The sequence below is a fragment of the Streptomyces sp. NPDC002577 genome, from assembly GCF_053594815.1.
This window is the reverse complement of the sequence record NZ_JBSFWK010000010.1, coordinates 212,322-230,075: the sequence shown is the minus strand read 5'-3', so window position 1 is coordinate 230,075 and position 17,754 is coordinate 212,322. Positions and strand designations below refer to the sequence as shown.

Genomic DNA, 17,754 nt, shown 5'->3' with positions numbered 1-17,754 from the left:
ACTCGATGATTCGCTCCCAGCGCTGGAAGGGTGCCGCGTTCACGGTGCCCTTCCAGCTCGGATTCGTCTTCCTGTATCTGCTCCCCATCGGCTACGCCGTCTACCAGTCGCTGTACCTGCAGAAGCAGTCAGGACTCGGCCTCGGCGGCGCCACCACGGAGTTCGTCGGGCTGGAGAACTACAGCAACGGCCTGACCGACTCGGCGTTCATGACGTCCATCCTGCGGGTGGTGCTGTTCGCCTGTGTCCAGATCCCGTTCATGCTGCTCATCAGCCTGGTGCTGGCGATGCTCCTGGACGCGGTCACCTCGCGGGTGGCCGGCCGGTTCCGGATCCTGCTGCTGGTCCCGTACATGATCCCCGGGGTGGTCGCGGCCATTGTGTGGATCAACCTCTACAGTCCCGACGTGGGCCCGCTGACGCCGCTCGGCAATCTGTTCGGGTTCCACTGGAACTTCTTCTCGCCGTCGATGGTGTGGCCGGCCATCGGCAACCTGCTGACCTGGCACGGCATCGGCTACAACATGGTGATCATCTACTCGGCGCTCCAGGGCGTGCCCCGCGAGCTGTTCGAGGCCGCACGCCTCGACGGCGCCTCGGAGCTGCGGATCGCGCTGAGCATCAAGGTCCCGTTCGTGCGCGGGGCGCTCGTCCTGACCGCCCTGCTCTCGATCATCCAGATGCTGCAGATCTTCAATGAACCCGCGCTGTTCCGGAACATCACCCCGCAGACCGTCAGCGACAGCTTCACGCCGATCATGATCATCTACAACCAGGCGTTCAACGCCGGCAACTACCACTACGCCGCGGCCCTGTCGGTCCTCCTCGCCCTGATTCTCGGTGTCGCGTCCTTCCTCTTCTACCGGCTGACCTCGAGGGAGGCGGACTGATGGCGCTGACGGAAAACCGTGAGGAGAACGGCACGGCAACCGGCACCGAGCCGCCCCGCGGACGCACCACGCGACGGCTCACCCGCCCGGATCCCGCCGCACGCAGCCGGGGCGGCCAGCGCTTCCTCCTCGTCGGACTGGTCCTGGCCAGCGTCTACAGCCTGTTCCCGGTGTGGTGGCTGATCGTGGCCTCGACCAAGGACCGCGTCGGGCTGTACCAGAGCAACGGGCTGTGGTTCTCCGGCTGGCATCTGTGGGACAACCTGCACCAGGTCTTCACCTACGAGAACGGCATCTTCCTGCGCTGGACCGCCAACTCGTTCCTGTACGCGGGAGTCGGCTCCCTGGGTGGCACCCTCATCGCCCTCGCCACGGGCTACGGCCTGGCGCGCTTCGACTTCCCCGGGCGCAGCGCGGTGTTCGCCTGCGTGGTCGGTTCCTTCCTCATCCCCATCGCCCTGCTCACCCTGCCGCTGTACCTGCTGTTCTCGGCGATCGGGCTGGTCGACACCCCCTGGGCGATGCTGATCCCCTGCCTGATCAACCCGTTCAGCGTCTACCTGGCCAAGGTCTACACCGAGGCCACCATTCCGTTCGAGCTGCTGGAGGCGGCCCGTATCGACGGCGCCGGGGAGCTGCGGATCTTCTTCAGCATCGTGCTGCGGATGATGACGACGGGTGGGGCCACGGTGTTCCTGCTCGCCTTCGTGAACACCTGGAACGCGTTCTTCCTGCCCCTGACCGTACTGCGGGGCGAGGAGAACTGGACCCTGAACCTGGGCCTGTACAACTGGACCGGCAAACGCGTGGAGTCGGGTGTCGACCTGACCAGCCTCGTCCTGACCGGCGCCCTGCTGTCCATCGTGCCCATGGCGATCATGATGGTCGCGATGCGCCGCTACTGGCGGACCGGCGTCACGTTGGGAGCCCTCAAGTGACCATGAGCACAACCAGTTTCACAGGTCGGCTCTGCGGAGCGCCTGCAAGGCCTCCCTGTTCGAAGTTTCGAAGCCCTAGGGCTGGCGCAGCCCTGTGAATTCTTCCTTCTTCACGCGGTGTTGAGGCGGGTTTAGTGTAGGTAACGGTTGCTACGCGGCGCGTGTCTGCGCCGTGCGAGCGACGCGTTCGACGATTTCGCCGGCCCTCGGGACGGGCCTGGGAGGTGGAGCCGCGATGGTGCGTGGCGGGAGCGCGACGACCGGGCCGACGCTGGCGGTCGTGGCCCGCGAGGCCGGGGTGTCCGTGCCGACCGCGTCCAAGGTCGTCAACGGCCGCGAGGACGTGGCGCCGGAGACGCGCCGCCGGGTCACCGAGGCGCTCGAACGGCTCGGCTACGTGCGAAGACCCCGGACGGACACGACGAAGGCCCTCGGCCTGGTCGACCTCGTCGTGCACTCGCTGGAGAGCTCCTGGTCCGCCGCGGTGCTGCACGGCGTGGAGGAGGCGGCGCACGAGGCGGGCCTGGAAGTGGTGGTCTCGGCAGGCCTGACCCGGACCGGGGGCGGGCGGTCGGCGCGCGGCTGGCTGGACAAGCTCACCGCCCGCGGCTCGTCCGGGGTGCTGTTCAACCTGGCCGAGCTGACCACCTCCCAGTACGCCTGGCTCGAGCAACACGCCATTCCGTTCGTGATGATCGACCCGGCCCACGAGCCGCCGCCGGGAGTCGTGTCGGTGGGCGCGGCCAACGGGCACGGCGGCGCCACCGCCACCGAACACCTCCTCTCCCTCGGGCACGAGCGCATCGCCGTCATCGCCGGCTACCAGCGCAAGCTGTGCAGCAGCGCCCGCGTCGCCGGCTACCGCTCGGCGCTCGCGGCAGCGGGCGTGCGACCCCGTCCCGAGTACCTTCGCTACGGCGACTTCGACGAGGTCGTCGCCCGCCGCCGGATGCTCGAACTCCTCGACCTGCCCGAGCCGCCGACCGCCGTCTTCGTCTGCTCCGACAAGATGGCTCTCGGTGCCTACGAGGCCCTGGCGCTGCGCGGCCTGCGGGTGCCGGACGACATCAGCGTGGTCGGCTTCGACGACCTCCCCGAGGCGCGCTGGGCGTCCCCCGCCCTCACGACCGTCCACCAGCCCTTCTCGGAGATGGCCGCGACAGCGGTGCGCCGTCTGGTCCGGCTCATGGCGGGCCAGGCACCGGAAAGCGCCCGCACGGAACTGCCCACGCGGCTGGTCGAGCGCGCGAGCACGGCTCCGCCGCGCGCGGAGCGCGAGCCGCGCCGCGGATGACATGTGCGTCGTCCGGTACGCCACACCGCCGTCGGCCGGAGGCTCCGAACTCATCGGCGCCTTCATCGGCCGGAACTCCGAAGTCGTCGGCGGCATCGAAATTTTCGAGTGACCACGGGCCGCCGCGAGGGCGTTGACTCGGCAGCAACCGGTTTCTAGATTGACCACGTGTCACGGCTGCCCGCGGCTTCAGCGGTTCACCGGCGCCGGGGCTCGGAACTTCGACGCATCGGGCCGGCACCTGCTGATGACCGGGGCCCGGCGAAAGGACTCGTATGCCTTCGGGCCAGATGCACAACCCCGTGCTGCCCGGATTCCACCCGGACCCGAGCATCCTGCGCGTCGGCGGCGAGTACTTCCTCGCCACGTCGACCTTCGAGTGGTTCCCGGGCGTACGCGTGCATCGCTCGACGAATCTGGCCGACTGGGAGCCGGCCGGTCACATCCTGGACCACCCCGGCATGCTCGACCTGCGCGGAGTCGCCGACTCGGCCGGGGTGTGGGCGCCCTCACTGTCGTACCACGACGGCCGGTTCTGGCTCGTCTACACCATCGTGCGGACCGTCGGCAGCCCTTACAAGGACGTCGACAACTACCTGATCACCGCGCCCTCCATCGAGGGCCCCTGGTCGGAGCCGGTCTTCCTGAACTCCTCGGGATTCGATCCGTCCCTCTTCCACGACGAGGACGGGCGCACCTGGCTGCTGAACATGCAGTGGGACCACCGTGACGGGCACCCGTCGTTCGCCGGGATCCTGCTCCAGGAGTACGACGCCGGGAAGAAGGCCCTGATCGGACAGCCTCGCACGATCCTCACGCACGACGAACTCATCGAGGGTCCCAACGTCTACCGCCGCGACGGCTGGTACTACCTGATGCTCGCCGAGGGTGGCACCGGGTGGAACCACGGGATCCTGATGGCCCGCTCGCGCGAGCTGACCGGCCCCTACGAACTCGACCCCGAGGGCTCGCTCCTCACGACCCGGGACGTGCCGGAGTGGCCGCTGCAGAAGGCGGGTCACGGCGAGCTGGTCGAGACACCGGACGGTGAGTGGTATCTCGTCCACCTGGCCTCCCGCCCGGTGCAAACGCCCGACGGCCCCCGCTGCGTCCTCGGCCGCGAGAGCTGTCTGCAGCGCCTGACCTGGACCGACGACGGGTGGCTGCGGCTCGCCCACGGCGACAACCGGCCGCGGGTGGAGGTTCCGGCGCCCACAGGGGTGGAGCCGCGACCGGCCCTCGCGCCCGTCGTGCGCGACGACTTCGACACCCCGGTTCTCGGCTCGGACTGGAGCACCCTGCGCGTTCCCGCCGACGACTCCTGGCTGAGCCTGACCGAACGCCCCGGATGGCTGCGGCTACGCGGCCGGCAGAGCCTCCACTCACGTTTCGACCAGAGCCTCGTCGCCCGGCGGCTCACCTCGGTGCACTGCGAGGCCACCACGGTCGTCGACTTCCGTCCGTCCCACTACTCGCAGCTCGCGGGCCTGATCTGCTGGTACGACACCACCACCCACTACTACCTGCGGATCACCCACGCCGAAGGGCGCGGCCGGGTCCTCGGGATCACCGTGAGCGACGACGGCAGCTACCGCGAGCTCCCCGATGCCGGCATCGACATCGACGCATGGCCGCAGGTCCGTCTGCGTGCCCGCTTCGACGGTGCCGAACTTCGGTTCTCCGCCTCGCCGGACGGGTCCGTGTGGCAGCGGATCGGCCCGGTCCTGGACGCCACCAAGCTGTCCGACGACTACGGGGACCGCCTCCGGTTCACCGGTGCGTTCGTCGGCGTCTGCGCCCAGGATCTCGGCGGCACCCGGACCGAGGCGGACTTCGGCTTCTTCGAGTTGCGCGAAGGCCCGTGAGACCCGCCGGGCAGCGACAGTGCCGCATGGGTGCAGGGCACGGACATCGCCACACGCGTCAGGGGCCACCCCAAGTGGGTGGCCCCTGACGGAGTCGGCACTGCCTCGGTTCAGCGCGCGGTGTACGCCCCGTCGACCAGGTGGTAGCTGCCGTGCACGAAAGACGCGCGGTCGGAGAGGAGGAAGGCGACCAGTTCGGCGACCTCCTCGGGGCGGCCGAGGCGGCCGGTGGCGTGCAGGGCGGTGAGGCCGGCGTAGGCCTCCTGGTCCATCGCCTGTAGGGCGGGGGTCTCGATGAAGCCGGGGCCGACCGCGTTGATGCGGATTCCCTTGTCGGCGTACTCGAGGGCGGCGGTCTTGGTCAGGCCGATGACGCCGTGCTTGGCGGCGACGTAGGCGGAGGAACCCGCCCAGGCGACGGAGCCGAGGATGGACGAGACGTTGACGATGGCGCCGCCGCCGGCGGCCTGCATCGCGGGGATCTCGTAGCGCATCGAGTAGAAGACGCCATCGAGGTCGGTGCGGACCACACGGTTCCAGACGTCGATGTCGTACTCGCCGACGGGGGTGCCGTCGGCGCCGATGCCCGCGTTGTTCACCGCCAGGTGCAGGGCGCCGAAGGTGTCGACGGCGAAGCGCACGCCGGCCTCGACCGATGCGGCGTCGGAGACGTCGACGCGCACGGCGGCCGCCTTGATGCCCTCCGACTTGAGCTGCTCGGCGGCCTGTTCGGCGCCCTCGAGGTTGTAGTCGGCGATGACGACGGCCGCGCCGGTCTGGCCGAGGCGGCGGGCCACGGCGAGGCCGATGCCCGAGGCGGAGCCGGTGACGATCGCGGTCTTGCCGGCGAACTCGGTGGCGTATTCGGTGGTGCTCAAGGTGCTCAGTGCTTCTTTCTGGTCGTTCGCTGCTGTGCGGGCTCGTTGCCGGCGCTCTCGTTGCTGTGCGAGATCAGCCGTTGGGGAGGATCACAGCGCGGCCGTTGATCTTGCCTGCGTGCAGCCGCTCGTACGCGAGGGGTGCCTCGTCGAGCGAGAACGTCTCGGTGTGCACGGAGACGGCGCCCGCCCGGGCGAGGTCCAGGACCTCGAAGAGCTCGCCGCGGCTGCCCCAGTACGGGGCGGTGACGGAGACCTCGAACGGCAGGTGGCCGAAGCCGACGGGAAGCGCGGCCCCGCCGATGCCGACGATGGTCACGTCGGCCTCGACGGCGGCGACGGCACCGGCGGTCTTCACGGTGGGCTCGACGCCGACGAAATCGAAGACGGCCTGCGCGCCGAGGCCACCGGTCAGCTCGCGGACCTTGGCGGCCGCCTGCGCGTCGGACAGCACGGCCTCGTGGGCGCCGACGGTGCGGGCGAGGGCGAGCTTGTCGTCGCTGACGTCCAGTGCGATGACGCGGGCGGCGGTCATGGCGCGCAGCAGCTGGATGGCGACGTGCCCGAGGCCGCCGGTGCCGATGACGACCGCGGTCGAGCCGGGGACCAGCTTGGGCAGCGACTTCTTGATCGCGTGGTACGGGGTGAGGCCGGCGTCGGTCAGCGGCACGGTGGCGACCGGGTCGAGACCGCCGATCGGCACCAGGTGCCGCGCGTCGTCGACCAGCATGTACTCGGCCATCGAGCCGGGAGCGCCGAGCCCGGGCGGGAAGATGCCCAGCTCGCCGGCGCGCAGGCAGTAGTTCTCCTTGCCCTCGGCGCACTTGGCGCAGGTCCCGCAGCCCCACGGGCCGTACACGGCGACCGCGTCGCCCTCCGCCAGACCGGTCACACCCTCGCCCAGTGCGGCCACCGTGCCGACGCCCTCATGGCCGAGCGTCAGCGGCAGCTCGTACGGGAAGCCCTCGGCGGGCCACTCCATCACGGCGATGTCGGAGTGGCACACGCCCGCGGCGGTGACCTTGAGCAGAACCTGTCCGGGGCCCGGCTCCGGATCGGGGACGGTGACGACCTCGGGTGCTGCGCCTATCTCCCGGTACTGCAGTGCCTTCATGATTCGACCTCTTTGTCCATGGTCACTTCGTTGTTGTCGACGGTCACGTCGGGGCCGGTCGCTCCGGCCGCCTGTTCGATGAGGGCGTCGTAGGCCTGGTTCACCCACGCCAGCAGGCCCCGGCCGTCCGCGTGCTCCTGGCGCGCCCAGGTGCGGAGGGCCGCGGTGAGCACTCCGGCGGCGGCGCCCACCACGACGGCGGGACGCAGGTCCCGGTCGGGATCGGTGCGGAGCCGTTCGGCGATGATCACCACGGAGTCGTCCTGGGCGTCGACCCGGATCCGCTCGTACGCCGCGAACAACGCCGGCTCGGTGTCCGTGAGCCGCAGCAGTGCCTGCCACCGCGCGTAGGGCTGTCCGCCGAGCGTCTCGCGGGCGGCGAGCCACTCCCCGACGGCGTTGCGGTAAGCGACGAACGGCGGCTCGTCGGCCGGGCGGGCGCGCAGGGCAGTGTTGATGTTGTCCCCGTCGGCCCGGGTGAAGTCGAGCGCTGCGTCCTCCTTGCCCTTGAAGTGGCGGCTGAAGGTGCGGCGCGTGACGTCGGCACGCTCGGCGATCGCCTCGACGGTGACGGCCGCGAGGCCGCGCTCGAGGATCAGATCGATGGCCGCCGCGGCCATCGCCTCCCGGGTCTGCCGGGCCTTTCGCTGCCTGCGGTCCTCGACCGGAGGCATGCCGCCTGTGGTGCGGCTGGAGGGCTTGGAGGGCTTCATCGCCGTCATGCCCCCGATGGTACTCCCGGTCATGTCCCGATGGGACATGAGTCCCGGGAGGACTTTTGTCCCACTGGGACATCATCACGTTAAGCTCGGTGACGAAGATCCGATCTCGAGGAAGAGACAGCTGTGCGCAACAGATTCACCAACCGGGCCGTACTGATCACGGGAGCCGCTTCGGGCCTCGGGCAGGCCGCGGCGCTCCAGCTCGCCGACGAGGGCGCCCGTCTTTCGCTGGTCGACGTCAACGAGCAGGGGCTCGCCGAGACCGCCGCGGCCGTCGAGAAGTCATCCCCCGGCACCGAGGTGATCACGATCACCGCCGACGTCTCCTCCGAGGAGGACGTCGAGCGCTATGTCGCCGAGACCCTGGCCGCCTTCGGCCGTATCGACGGCTTCTTCAACAACGCCGGCATCGAGGGCAAGCAGAATCTGACCGAGGACTTCGGCTCGGACGAGTTCGACCGGGTCCTGTCGATCAATCTGCGCGGCGTCTTCCTGGGCCTGAAGCACGTCCTCGGCGTCATGAAGAAGCAGGGCTCCGGCAGCGTGGTCAACACCGCCTCCGTCGGCGGTATCCGCGGCGTCGGCAACCAGTCCGGGTACGCCGCGGCCAAGCACGGCGTCGTCGGCCTCACCCGCAACTCCGCCATTGAGTACGGCCAGTTCGGAGTGTCGGTCAAGGCGATAGCGCCGGGCGCGATCATGACGCCCATGGTGGAGGCGTCGCTCCGGCAGCTCGACCCGGAGAACCCGCAAGAGGCCGGCAAGCAGTTCGTCAGCGTGAACCCGATGAAGCGCTTCGGCAGGCCCGAGGAGGTCGCCCACCTCGTGGCGTTCCTGCTGTCGGACGACGCCCAGTTCATCAACGCGGCGGTCATTCCGATCGACGGCGGCCAGTCCTACAAGTACTGACCGCTCAGCGACGGACAGGCAGGTTCACGGGCGCGCCGGGTCGGTCTCCTCGTACGAGACGGCCGGGGGCCGCGCGCCCACGATCCGCAGCGCGATGTCGCCGTACTGGTACGCGAGTTGGTCGACGGAGAACTCGCCACCCTCGTGGAACCAGCTGGCCACGCCGATGCCCATGTCCAGGATCGAGTATGAGGCGATCCTGGCCGACTGGACGTGGAAGGCACCCTCGGCGGCACCCTGCTCGATCAACTCACGGAAGCGGCGCTCGTAGTCGCTGCGGCCGCCGAGCACCCGCTCCTGGTCGGGCTGCTCCAGGCTGCCGATCTCACGGTTGCCGACGAAGGCCTCCAGGCGATGGCGCGCGTGGTAGCGGATGTGCGCCTCCACGGCGCGGCGCAGCTGCTCCCGCACATCGTCGGTGCCGGCGACGGCCGCCGTGTTGTCCGCGATGAGCTGCTCCATCGTTCCGATCATGATCTCGGCCAGCAACTCGTGCTTGGAAGCAACGTGTTTGTAGAGGCTCGGGCCGCGGATGCCGACGGCGGCTCCGATGTCGGTCATGGTGGTGGACCGGTAGCCCTGCTCGGCGAACAACCGCAGCGCTGCCTGCCGGATCGCGGACCGGCGATCGGCCGTGGGCGTGTCCTCGCGCCGCGCGGGCCGGTGCGGACGCTCGTAGGGCCCGCCTTGAGATGCGCTCACACGCCCCCCTGAAGCTACTGAGAATTAGCCGATCTTATCTGCCTGGGCCAGCCACTATAGCCCGCACCCTTGACACGAAGCTCCTCCCACCTCTGTTATGGCTAATGGTCAGTAGCCAAGATCAGGGGTGAGATGTGTCCATCAGCTTCGAGATCGACGAACGGATCGCCGGCATCGCGCGGCGCACCACCGAGTTCGTACGCGATGTGGTCATACCGGAGGAGCAGGCGTGCGGTGGGAACGTCCATGACGGACCGGAACCGCTGCGGCGGCGGCTGCAGGAGGCAGCCCGTGCGGCGGGGGTTTTCGCTCCGCATGTCGGGGAGGAGTTCGGCGGACTCGGGCTTGACCTGCGCGGGCAGGCGGTGGTGTTCGAGGCGGCCGGGTACTCGCTGCTCGGGCCGCTCGCGCTGAACTGCGCGGCGCCCGACGAGGGCAACATGCACCTGCTCGAGGTAGTGGCCACCGAGGAGCAGAAGGCGCGGTTCCTGCGCCCGCTGGCCGCCGGTGAGGCCCGCTCCTGCTTCGCGATGACCGAGCCGGCGCCCGGCGCGGGATCCGACCCGCGTGCGCTCACCACGACGGCGACGAAGACGGACGGCGGCTGGCGGATCGACGGCCGCAAGTGGTTCATCAGTGGCGCCGACGGAGCGGCCTTCGCCATCTGCATGGCGCGCACCAGCGGCGGGCCCGGCGACGCGGGCGGCGCGACGATGTTCCTCGTGGATGCCGGCAATCCGGGTATGAAGATCGTCCGGAACATCGACACTCTGGACCAGGGCCTGTTCGGCGGACACAGCGAGGTCGTCTTCGAGGGCTGCGAGGTCGCGGACAGCGATGTGCTGGGCGAGGTCGACCAGGGCTTCAGGTATGCGCAGGTGCGCCTCGGCCCCGCGCGTATGACCCACTGCATGCGCTGGCTCGGGGTGGCGCGCCGGGCCCAGGACATCGCCCTCGAGCGCGCGGCGGGCCGCTCGGCCTTCGGCGGACCGCTGGCCGAACTGGGCATGGTGCAGCAGCTGCTGGCCGACTCCGAGATCGACATCGAGACCAGCCGTGCGGTGCTGTGGCGCGCCTGCTGGGAACTGGACCAGGGCCGCTCGGCCGCCCAGCACACCTCGATCGCCAAGACGTACGTCTCCGAGGCGGTGAACCGGGTGGTCGACCGCGCCGTGCAGGTGTGCGGCGCGCTCGGTATCTCGGGGGACGCGCCGCTGTCGCGGCTGTACCGGGAGGTGCGTCCGTTCCGTATCTACGACGGCCCCTCCGAGACGCACCGCTGGGCCATCGCCAAACGCGCGGTGCGGGCGGCGAAGGAGCGGAGGGCCGCGCAGTGACGGAGACGGCCGTGGTCGGGGTCGATGTTCCCGCGCTGCAGGACCACTTCGAGCGCAACGTGCCAGGGTACGAGGGGCCGTTGACGGTGCGTTTGATGCACGGTGGCCGGTCCAATCTGACGTACGAGGTGACGGACGGGACGCACCGCTGGGTGCTGCGCCGGCCGCCGCTGGGCGTGCTGACTCCGACCGCGCACGACATGGACCGCGAGTACCGCGTCGTCGCCTCGCTCGGCGGCACCGGCGTGCCCGTCGCCCGGGCCGTGCTGTCGTGCACGGACCCGGAGGTGATCGGTGCGCCGTTCTGCGTGGTCGACTTCGTCGAGGGCCCGGTGCTGCGCGACGGCGACGAAGCCGCCGCGCTGGCGCCCGCCGATGCCCGGCGCGCCGCCGAGGCACTCGTGGACGCTTTGGTGGCACTTCACGCGGTCGACGCCGCCGACGTCGGCCTCGGCGACTTCGGCCGCCCCGACGGATATCTCGAACGGCAGGTGCGGCGGTGGCGCGGGCAGTGGGACAGAGTCGCCACGCGGGCGCTGCCCGACCTGGACGAGCTGCACGGCAGGCTCGCCCGCGCCCTGCCCGCGAGCGGCGCCCCGGCGATCGTGCACGGCGACTACCGCCTGGACAACACCATCCTGGCGCCCGGCGACCTCGGGCGGATCGCGGCGATCGTCGACTGGGAGATGGCCACCCTCGGTGATCCTCTCGCCGATCTCGGGATGCTGCTCATGTACTGGGATCCGGCCTGCGAACCGGTACTCGGAGCCCGCCACGTCCCGACGGCCAACCCCGGATTCCCCTCGGGCCGTGAACTGGCCGAGCGGTACGCCGAGAAGTCCGGCCGGGACATCGAAGCCGTCGACTACTACCAGGCGCTGGGGTGCTTCAAGCTCGCTGTGATCGCGGAGGGGATCCACGCCCGCTACCTCGCGGGACAGACCCTCGGCGCCGGCTTCGAGCGCGTCGGCTCCGCGGTGCCGGCACTGCTGCGCTCGGGGTTGGAGCTGCTGCCATGACCACTGACACGTCGACCGGAAGGAATCTCATGCACGAACGGCTGTCCGGACAGGTAGCACTGATCACGGGCGCGACCGGCGGCATAGGAGATGCCGTCTCGCGCCGGCTGGCCGCCGAGGGCGCCGCGGTCGTGGTGACCGACGTGGACGCCGGCCGCTGCGAGGAGCTGGCGAAGGAGCTGGCGGCCGAGGGGGCGCGGGCGCTCGGCCTCGCCCTGGACGTCAGCGACGAGGAGGCATGGCGCGAAGTGGTCGAGCGGGTGGTCGCCGAGCTGGGCGGCCTGTCCGTGCTCGTCAACAACGCGGGTATCGCCGAGATGCGGACCGTGGAGACGGAGACGCGGGAGTCCTGGGACAAGGTCATAGCGGTCACCCAGACCGGTGTCTGGCTCGGCATGAAGCACGGCGGGCCCGCGATCGAACGCTCCGGTGGCGGCTCCGTCGTCAACATCGCGTCGATCTTCGGCACCGTTGGCGGCTTCGGGAGCCAGTTCTCGTACCACGCCGCGAAGGGCGCGGTACGGCTGATGACGAAGAACGCCGCACTGCACTGGGCCACGCGCGGCGTGCGCGTCAACTCGATCCACCCCGGCTTCATCGAGACGCCCCGCTCACGCGAGCTGTGGCAGGGCACGCCCCGGCACACCGCCATGGTCGAGGGCACGCCGCTGGGCCGGCTGGGCAAGCCCGACGAGGTCGCGGGGGCGGTGGCGTTCCTCGCTTCCCCGGACGCGAGCTTCGTCACCGGCTCCGAGCTGTACGTGGACGGCGGCTGGACGGCCCGCTGACATCACGAAACAGGGGGCGCGGCAACTGCTGCGCCCCCTGTTCGTATGTGCGGTGTCACTGCACGCGCGTGTACTGGTTCACCCCGTCCACGAACGCCACCGCAACCTGCCCCCGCAGCACCAGGACGTCCAGGTGCGCCGCCGTCTCGTTCACCGCGAGCATCTGGTTGAAGGCGCTGAGCTCCCCGAACGGCACCTCCCGGCGCGTCCAGCCCAGTTGGCGCGCCACCGCGTGGGCGTCGTGTGTGCCGTCACCCAGCGCTGTCAGGCTCTGCGCCAGCCGGTTGTCGTGGTGCGCGAGCAGCTCGGCCACGCGTGCGTGGGCGCTGTCGGCGACCGGGCCGTGCGCGGGCATCAGGCGGGCGTCGGCGTAACGCGTCATCAGCCGCAGTGAGTCGAGGTAGTCGGCGAGCGGCTTGCCTCCGGGCTCGGCCAGTTCGAAGCCGATGGACGGCGTGATGTGCGGCAGGACGTGGTCCCCGGAGAACAGCAGTCCGCGCTGCTCGTCCAGGTAGACCACGTGTCCCTTGGTGTGGCCGGGTGTGGGTACGACGTGCAGCTCGTGGTCGCCGAAGCGGAGGGTTTCCGCGCCGAGCCAGCGGTCGGGGGTCTGCCACACGCTCGGGTCGTAGCCGCCGTGGTCCATCGCCTGGATGCGGTCGGCCAGTTCGCCGGCGCCCGCCCTGCGCAACGTCTCCAGTGAGCCGGCGGGTTCGTCGCTGCGCAGCCGGTCGAGCATCTCCAGGCCCGGCCGTTCGCCCGCGCCCAGGTACACGTGTGAACCCAGCAGCCGGCGCAGCTCCACGGCGTTCGTGTAGTGGTCGCGGTGGATGTGCGTGACCAGGATGTGGCTGATGTCGCCGAGGTCGCGGCCGATGGCGGCCATGGCCTCCTCGAGCGCCTTGCGCGCCTCCGGGATCGCCCAGCCGCCGTCGATCATGACGATGCCGTCGTCGTCCGCGAGGTTCTCCAGCAGATAGACGTTGACCGCGTGGAGGCCGTCGTTGGGCAGCGGAAGAGGAACGCGGTGCACCCCGGGCTGCACGGTCTGGACTCCGGCTGCGGCCCATGGGCCCTGGTCGAACCGCGTTGTCATGACTCTCCCTTGCTCGTGTACCGCTGTGCATCAGGGCCGGGGATGCGTGTGAGCCTGCCGACCGGTGTGTCCTTGGATCAGGTGTGTGTCTTGGATCAGGCCGGATCGGGAGTACGCATGTTCAGTCGGCTGGCCAGTTCGCGGGCGCCGGCTCGGTCGAGCTTTCCGACCTTGGTCTGGGGCAGCTCCTCGATGCCGTACACGTACTCGGGCCACTTGGTCTTGGACAGGCCGACGCTCTCCAGGTGCCCGGTCACCTCCGCGAGGTCGATGCCGCTGCCGTCCTCGGTGACGACGAGGAGCGCCACACGTTCGCCGAGCACCTCGTCCGGGACGGCCGCGACACAGGCCCTGGCCACGCGCGGGTAGCTGGCGACCGCCCGCTCTATCTCGGTGATGTCGATGTTGCGGCCGCCACGGATGATGACATCCTTCTCACGGCCCATGATGCTGATGGTCCCGTCCTCGTGGGTCATCAGCAGATCGCCGGTGGGGAAGTAGCCGTCCTCCGTCAGCGCGGGCGGCTCGACCCTGCCGTCCCGTGCGTAGCCGAGGAAGAGGGAGGGGCCGCGGACCTGGGCGCGGCCGGACGTGCCCGGTCCGGCTTCGATCCCCTCGGGCGTGATGGCGCGGAGGTCGGTTCCAGGGAAGGGACGGCCGTCCCTGCCGAGGCGGATCTCCTCTGGGTCGTCGGCGCTGGGAGAGGTGTGGCCGAGGCACTCGGACATGCCGAAGACCCGGAGGATCTTCGTGCCGAGGGACTGTTCTGCGCGTGCGAGAGCTCCACGATCCATGGGGCCGCCGCCCACGGTGATCGCGCGGACTCCCGTGAGGATGCCGGAACCTGCCGCCTCGGCGCCCATCTGCAGCGCCATCGTCGGCACGCACATGGTCCAGCGGACCTCGGCTTCGGCCATCCGCTGCAGCGCCACGGCACGGTCCCACTTCGACGTCAGAACGAGCGGGCCGCCCAGGAGAAGCGAGAGGTAGACGCCGAAGCAGTACGCGGCCGTCGACGACAGCGGCACGATCGCGGCCACGGCGTCGCCGCGGGTCAGGCCGTTGATCTCGATGGTGCTCGAGCCGGCGTAGCGCAGGGCCTCCTCGGACTGCACGACGCCCTTGGGACGTCCGGTCGACCCGGAGGTCAGTCCGATGAGGACGCCACCCGACCAGCGTGAGACATCTGGCTTCCCGGCCGCGGAGAGGCAGGTCCAGCCGTCGAGTACCGTGCCGTCCGCCCGTCCCTGCAGCAGCTCGGGCACCGCCCATTCGTCCATCGCCGAGGGCTCGGCGACGACGGCGTCCGGACGGATGTCCTCGAAGGCCGCGGCGAACTCTGCGCGGGTGGTGTGCCGGTTCACCACGGCGAGGACTCCCCCGCTCAGGCCCACCGCCAGCGTGGCGGCGACGGTGCGCCACGAGTTGTCAGCCTGGAGCATGACGGTGCCGCCGGCCCCGTCGGGGAACATCACCTCGGCGAGCCGCGCCGCGTCGGCAAGCAGCTCGCGCGCCGTATGGCTCCCCGTGTCGTCGATGACGGCGACGAAGTCCGCCCGTTCGGCGCTCTGTTGGAACTCCCGCACTACCTGTCGCATCCCGCTTCCTCGCTACGCTGTGCCGAACTCCGTCATGAACCCTGCTGTGAACGGCTGCCGTCGATGCCGTGCCACGAAAGCCGACGCACTGGTCAACGGCCGATCCGCGTGCCTCAGCCGGTGAACATCTCCGCCTCGTGACCCATCACCGCGATCCGGCGGCCCTTCATGTCCCCGACCTGTGCGACCGCATCTGCCCACTCCTGGCTCGTGAGGGCCTTCTTCAGGTCCTCCGGCGAGTCGAAGCTGAGCACGGAGATCCCGTCCCAGCCCTCGGAGCGCTTCTCCAGGGCCTGGTCGATCTCGGTGTGCCGCCAGGCTCGGAGGCCGGGCAGACGGTAGGTCAGCTCCGCGTGGTCGCCGCGCCACCAGTCGATGAACTGCTCGTGCGTCCACTCGGGGGGCCGGGCTGCCATCAGGACGAGGTTGTACATGACTGTCCTCCGTACGTGGTCAGTTGCAACGTGTTCAACGGAAGGTGTTCAACGGGTCGGTCGTGTTCAGTCGAAACGGATCTCGGACGACCGGCCGATCAGTAGACGGCTCAGGCGGCCGTTGTCGTCCACCCGCCCGGCGGCGACGAAACTCGCCTCGGGAACGCCCCCGCGCCGTACCTCTCCGAGGAAGAGCTCGTCCTGGCCGAGGGTGGTCGCGGACAGCAGATGGTGGGTGCGCGTGCCCCTCTCGCGCTGCTCCAGGTAGCCGACCAGCGCGGCACGATCCCCGGCGAAGTCGGTCGCGTTGCCGTCGCCGGTGGAGAACAGGATGGAGAGGGAGAAGTCGTCGCTGATCAGGTCCAGGATCCGGTTCGGCTCGTCACTGTCGAGGATCTCGAACCATGCGGTGAGGAAGGGTGCGGCGGCAGTGGTGGCGGTGTCGGTCATGTCAGCCTCCTTGCGGCTCGGTCGGTGCGGCGTGTTGACCCAACGGCATACGGCCGGGCGGCTACTCCGGCCCGTCGATGAGGTCGAATGTCGTCGTGAAGAAGGACTGATAGCGCGCCATCTGCCCGTCGGGCGTGACAACCGCCGCCGACAGGAAGGACCCGACGGCCTTCCCGGACTCCTTCACCACTCCGTACGCGGTCTCCAGATCGCCGTCGGAGCTGTACCGGAGGATGTCGTGGACCCTCTCGACCGCGTTGCGGCCCGCGATGTAGTCCGCGAAGTCGTCCTTGGACCAGCCCGTCGCTTCGCGGCCGGGCAGGGCGATGAGGAAACGGAAGTCGGGTGCGATGAGTTCGAGTGCCTGCTCGGGGTGGTGGCTGTCCATACGTGCCATGTAGGCGCGCAACACGCTGGCCATGGGTGTCCTCTCACTGGTGGGAAGGGGTGCAACCGCGGTCGGGGATGGACGTCAGCCGCGGGAAGGCGGCGTGAAGAAGTCTCCCTGCGACTCCCAGCGGCCGTTCCTGACGACGAGCTTCTGTACGTCGCGGGTGCCGAGGTGGTGCCCCGCGCTGAAGTTCAGGACCGGTCCCACGCCTGTGTCGACGTGGCGTGCGTTCTCGTAAGCCCGGGTCAGCGACTCTGCGGTCACTGGCCCGTCGATGGTCTCGGCGATCTCGACGAACGCCTTCGCAGCTTCCCAGCCCCATAGGGTGATGAAGTCGGCCGGCTGCCCCGGCTCGTACTTCGCCATCGCCTTGCGGAACTCCTTGACGGCTGGGTCGTCGTCGTGCGGCGACTTGACCAGCTGCACCGCCTTGAGCCCCTCGGCCGCCTTGCCCGCCAGCGTCAGCGTGGACTGCGCCGCCACGGGCGCGTAGCCGTACACAGGCACGGAAAGCCCCTGCAGCTTGGCTTCCTTGAGGTAGGCCGCGGCCTCCGCGGCCGCGAGGATCAGCACGACAGCGTCGGGCTTCTGAGCTTTCACCTTGCTGATGACCGGACTGTAGTCGGTGGTCTGGAACTTGACCGTCAGGCGTTTCACCTGGACCGACGGATCGGTCTTGCGGGCGGCGGGACCGATCTGCTTGGCGACGTTCACGAACGCCGCCGGGTCGCTGTGCACGACGAGCACCTTCTTGGCCCCGTCGCGCGCCACCCAGTCCCCGAGTGCGGCCGCCTGGTCCTCATAAAGGGTCTGCAGACCGAACAGTCCGTCGCGGGGCGGGTCGTACCAGGATGCGTCGCCGCCCAGGGGGTTGAGGACCGGCACCTTCGACTGCTCGAGCACGAAGGGGAAGGTGGCCTGGGACTGGGCGGTGCCGTTGGTCGCGACGATCGCCACGACCCCGTCCTGGTCCACGAGCCGGCGGGCGATCTGCACGGTCTGCTGCGGATCGAAGGCGTTGTCCTTGACGATCCAGTCGATCTTTCGGCCGTTGATGCCGCCACGTGCGTTGACCGACTTGAAGTACGCGTCGACGCCTGCCTTTTCGGGGATGCCGAAGGAGGCCAGGGCTCCCGTGAGCGGGTACCAGGCGCCGATCCTGATGACCTTGTCGGCCCCCACCGTCGAGGGGCCTCCGGTGCCGCATGCGCTCGCCACCAGGGCGAGCATGGCGGCGAGTGCGGCGATGAGCGCGCGTGTGGTGCGTCGTCGCATGACCCCTCCTCAGATCAACCTGAGTTAAGTTCAATTCAGTTCGGATTTTAATCG

Annotated in this window: 18 protein-coding genes; 8 read left to right on the top strand and 10 right to left on the bottom strand. The window is 69.7% G+C overall.

All coding sequences use genetic code 11. The features are described from left to right. Positions 1–5: 5 nt before the first annotated feature. The 4 genes from ACWD4J_RS17050 to ACWD4J_RS17035 all read left to right on the top strand — a co-directional run bounded on the left by ACWD4J_RS17050 (position 6) and on the right by ACWD4J_RS17035 (position 4,987). Positions 6–890: a carbohydrate ABC transporter permease gene (locus ACWD4J_RS17050; protein ID WP_451396168.1), complete on the top strand. Its 885-nt coding sequence runs from the start codon at positions 6–8 to the stop codon at positions 888–890. Beyond that, positions 890–1,828, top strand: a complete 939-nt coding sequence (locus ACWD4J_RS17045) for a carbohydrate ABC transporter permease (protein ID WP_451396167.1) — start codon at positions 890–892, stop codon at positions 1,826–1,828. Before ACWD4J_RS17050 ends, ACWD4J_RS17045 begins: the two co-directional genes overlap by 1 nt. A 235-nt stretch (positions 1,829–2,063) precedes the next feature. Beyond that, a complete protein-coding gene (locus ACWD4J_RS17040; RefSeq protein ID WP_451396166.1) occupies positions 2,064–3,122 on the top strand; it encodes a LacI family DNA-binding transcriptional regulator in 1,059 nt (352 codons plus the stop codon). A 275-nt stretch (positions 3,123–3,397) separates the two neighbouring features. After that, positions 3,398–4,987, top strand: a complete 1,590-nt coding sequence (locus tag ACWD4J_RS17035; RefSeq protein WP_451396165.1) for a glycoside hydrolase family 43 protein — start codon at positions 3,398–3,400, stop codon at positions 4,985–4,987. A gap of 110 nt (positions 4,988–5,097) precedes the next feature. On the opposite strand, the gene ACWD4J_RS17030 is transcribed toward ACWD4J_RS17035, so the two are convergent. From ACWD4J_RS17030 to ACWD4J_RS17020, 3 genes are all read right to left on the bottom strand, one after another. Then, complete coding sequence (locus ACWD4J_RS17030; protein WP_451396195.1) at positions 5,098–5,874, bottom strand: SDR family NAD(P)-dependent oxidoreductase; 777 nt, start codon at positions 5,872–5,874, stop codon at positions 5,098–5,100. Positions 5,875–5,938: 64 nt separating this feature from the next. After that, positions 5,939–6,979 carry an NAD(P)-dependent alcohol dehydrogenase gene (locus tag ACWD4J_RS17025; RefSeq protein WP_451396164.1) on the bottom strand — a complete coding sequence of 347 codons (1,041 nt, stop codon included), beginning with the start codon at positions 6,977–6,979 and terminating at the stop codon, positions 5,939–5,941. Next, positions 6,976–7,701, bottom strand: a complete 726-nt coding sequence (locus tag ACWD4J_RS17020; protein WP_451396163.1) for a TetR/AcrR family transcriptional regulator — start codon at positions 7,699–7,701, stop codon at positions 6,976–6,978. Before ACWD4J_RS17020 ends, ACWD4J_RS17025 begins: the two co-directional genes overlap by 4 nt. Positions 7,702–7,824: 123 nt before the next feature. Between ACWD4J_RS17020 and ACWD4J_RS17015 the strand changes: the two genes are divergently transcribed. Beyond that, positions 7,825–8,610, top strand: coding sequence for a glucose 1-dehydrogenase (locus ACWD4J_RS17015; protein ID WP_451396162.1), 786 nt, complete (start codon positions 7,825–7,827; stop codon positions 8,608–8,610). A gap of 24 nt (positions 8,611–8,634) precedes the next feature. Here the strand turns inward: ACWD4J_RS17015 and ACWD4J_RS17010 are convergent, their stop codons facing one another. After that, positions 8,635–9,312 (bottom strand): TetR/AcrR family transcriptional regulator, encoded by a 678-nt coding sequence (locus ACWD4J_RS17010; RefSeq protein ID WP_451396161.1) that lies wholly within the window; start codon positions 9,310–9,312, stop codon positions 8,635–8,637. 134 nt (positions 9,313–9,446) lie between these two features. Here ACWD4J_RS17010 and ACWD4J_RS17005 point away from each other — a divergent pair, with 134 nt between their 5' ends. The 3 genes from ACWD4J_RS17005 to ACWD4J_RS16995 are packed head-to-tail and all read left to right on the top strand — an operon-like array spanning position 9,447 to position 12,456. Beyond that, positions 9,447–10,649 (top strand): acyl-CoA dehydrogenase family protein, encoded by a 1,203-nt coding sequence (locus ACWD4J_RS17005; RefSeq protein WP_451396160.1) that lies wholly within the window; start codon positions 9,447–9,449, stop codon positions 10,647–10,649. Next, a complete protein-coding gene (locus tag ACWD4J_RS17000; protein WP_451396159.1) occupies positions 10,646–11,668 on the top strand; it encodes a phosphotransferase family protein in 1,023 nt (340 codons plus the stop codon). The genes ACWD4J_RS17005 and ACWD4J_RS17000 overlap by 4 nt, the downstream gene beginning before the upstream one ends. Positions 11,669–11,697: 29 nt before the next feature. Then, the gene (locus ACWD4J_RS16995; RefSeq protein ID WP_451396194.1) at positions 11,698–12,456 is read left to right on the top strand and encodes an SDR family NAD(P)-dependent oxidoreductase; all 759 of its coding nucleotides are present in this window, start codon (positions 11,698–11,700) and stop codon (positions 12,454–12,456) included. 55 nt (positions 12,457–12,511) lie between these two features. On the opposite strand, the gene ACWD4J_RS16990 is transcribed toward ACWD4J_RS16995, so the two are convergent. From ACWD4J_RS16990 to ACWD4J_RS16965, 6 genes are all read right to left on the bottom strand, one after another. Then, complete coding sequence (locus tag ACWD4J_RS16990) at positions 12,512–13,552, bottom strand: MBL fold metallo-hydrolase (RefSeq protein WP_451396158.1); 1,041 nt, start codon at positions 13,550–13,552, stop codon at positions 12,512–12,514. Between the two features lie 95 nt (positions 13,553–13,647). Beyond that, on the bottom strand, positions 13,648–15,150 hold the full coding sequence (locus ACWD4J_RS16985) for a class I adenylate-forming enzyme family protein (protein WP_451396157.1): 1,503 nt from the start codon (positions 15,148–15,150) through the stop codon (positions 13,648–13,650). A gap of 113 nt (positions 15,151–15,263) precedes the next feature. Next, positions 15,264–15,584 carry an EthD domain-containing protein gene (locus ACWD4J_RS16980; protein ID WP_451396156.1) on the bottom strand — a complete coding sequence of 107 codons (321 nt, stop codon included), beginning with the start codon at positions 15,582–15,584 and terminating at the stop codon, positions 15,264–15,266. A gap of 66 nt (positions 15,585–15,650) precedes the next feature. Continuing rightward, positions 15,651–16,034: a hypothetical protein gene (locus tag ACWD4J_RS16975; RefSeq protein ID WP_451396155.1), complete on the bottom strand. Its 384-nt coding sequence runs from the start codon at positions 16,032–16,034 to the stop codon at positions 15,651–15,653. Positions 16,035–16,095: 61 nt separating this feature from the next. Then, on the bottom strand, positions 16,096–16,455 hold the full coding sequence (locus ACWD4J_RS16970; protein ID WP_451396154.1) for a nuclear transport factor 2 family protein: 360 nt from the start codon (positions 16,453–16,455) through the stop codon (positions 16,096–16,098). 51 nt (positions 16,456–16,506) lie between these two features. Next, positions 16,507–17,700 (bottom strand): ABC transporter substrate-binding protein, encoded by a 1,194-nt coding sequence (locus ACWD4J_RS16965; RefSeq protein WP_451396153.1) that lies wholly within the window; start codon positions 17,698–17,700, stop codon positions 16,507–16,509. Positions 17,701–17,754 lie beyond the last annotated feature (54 nt).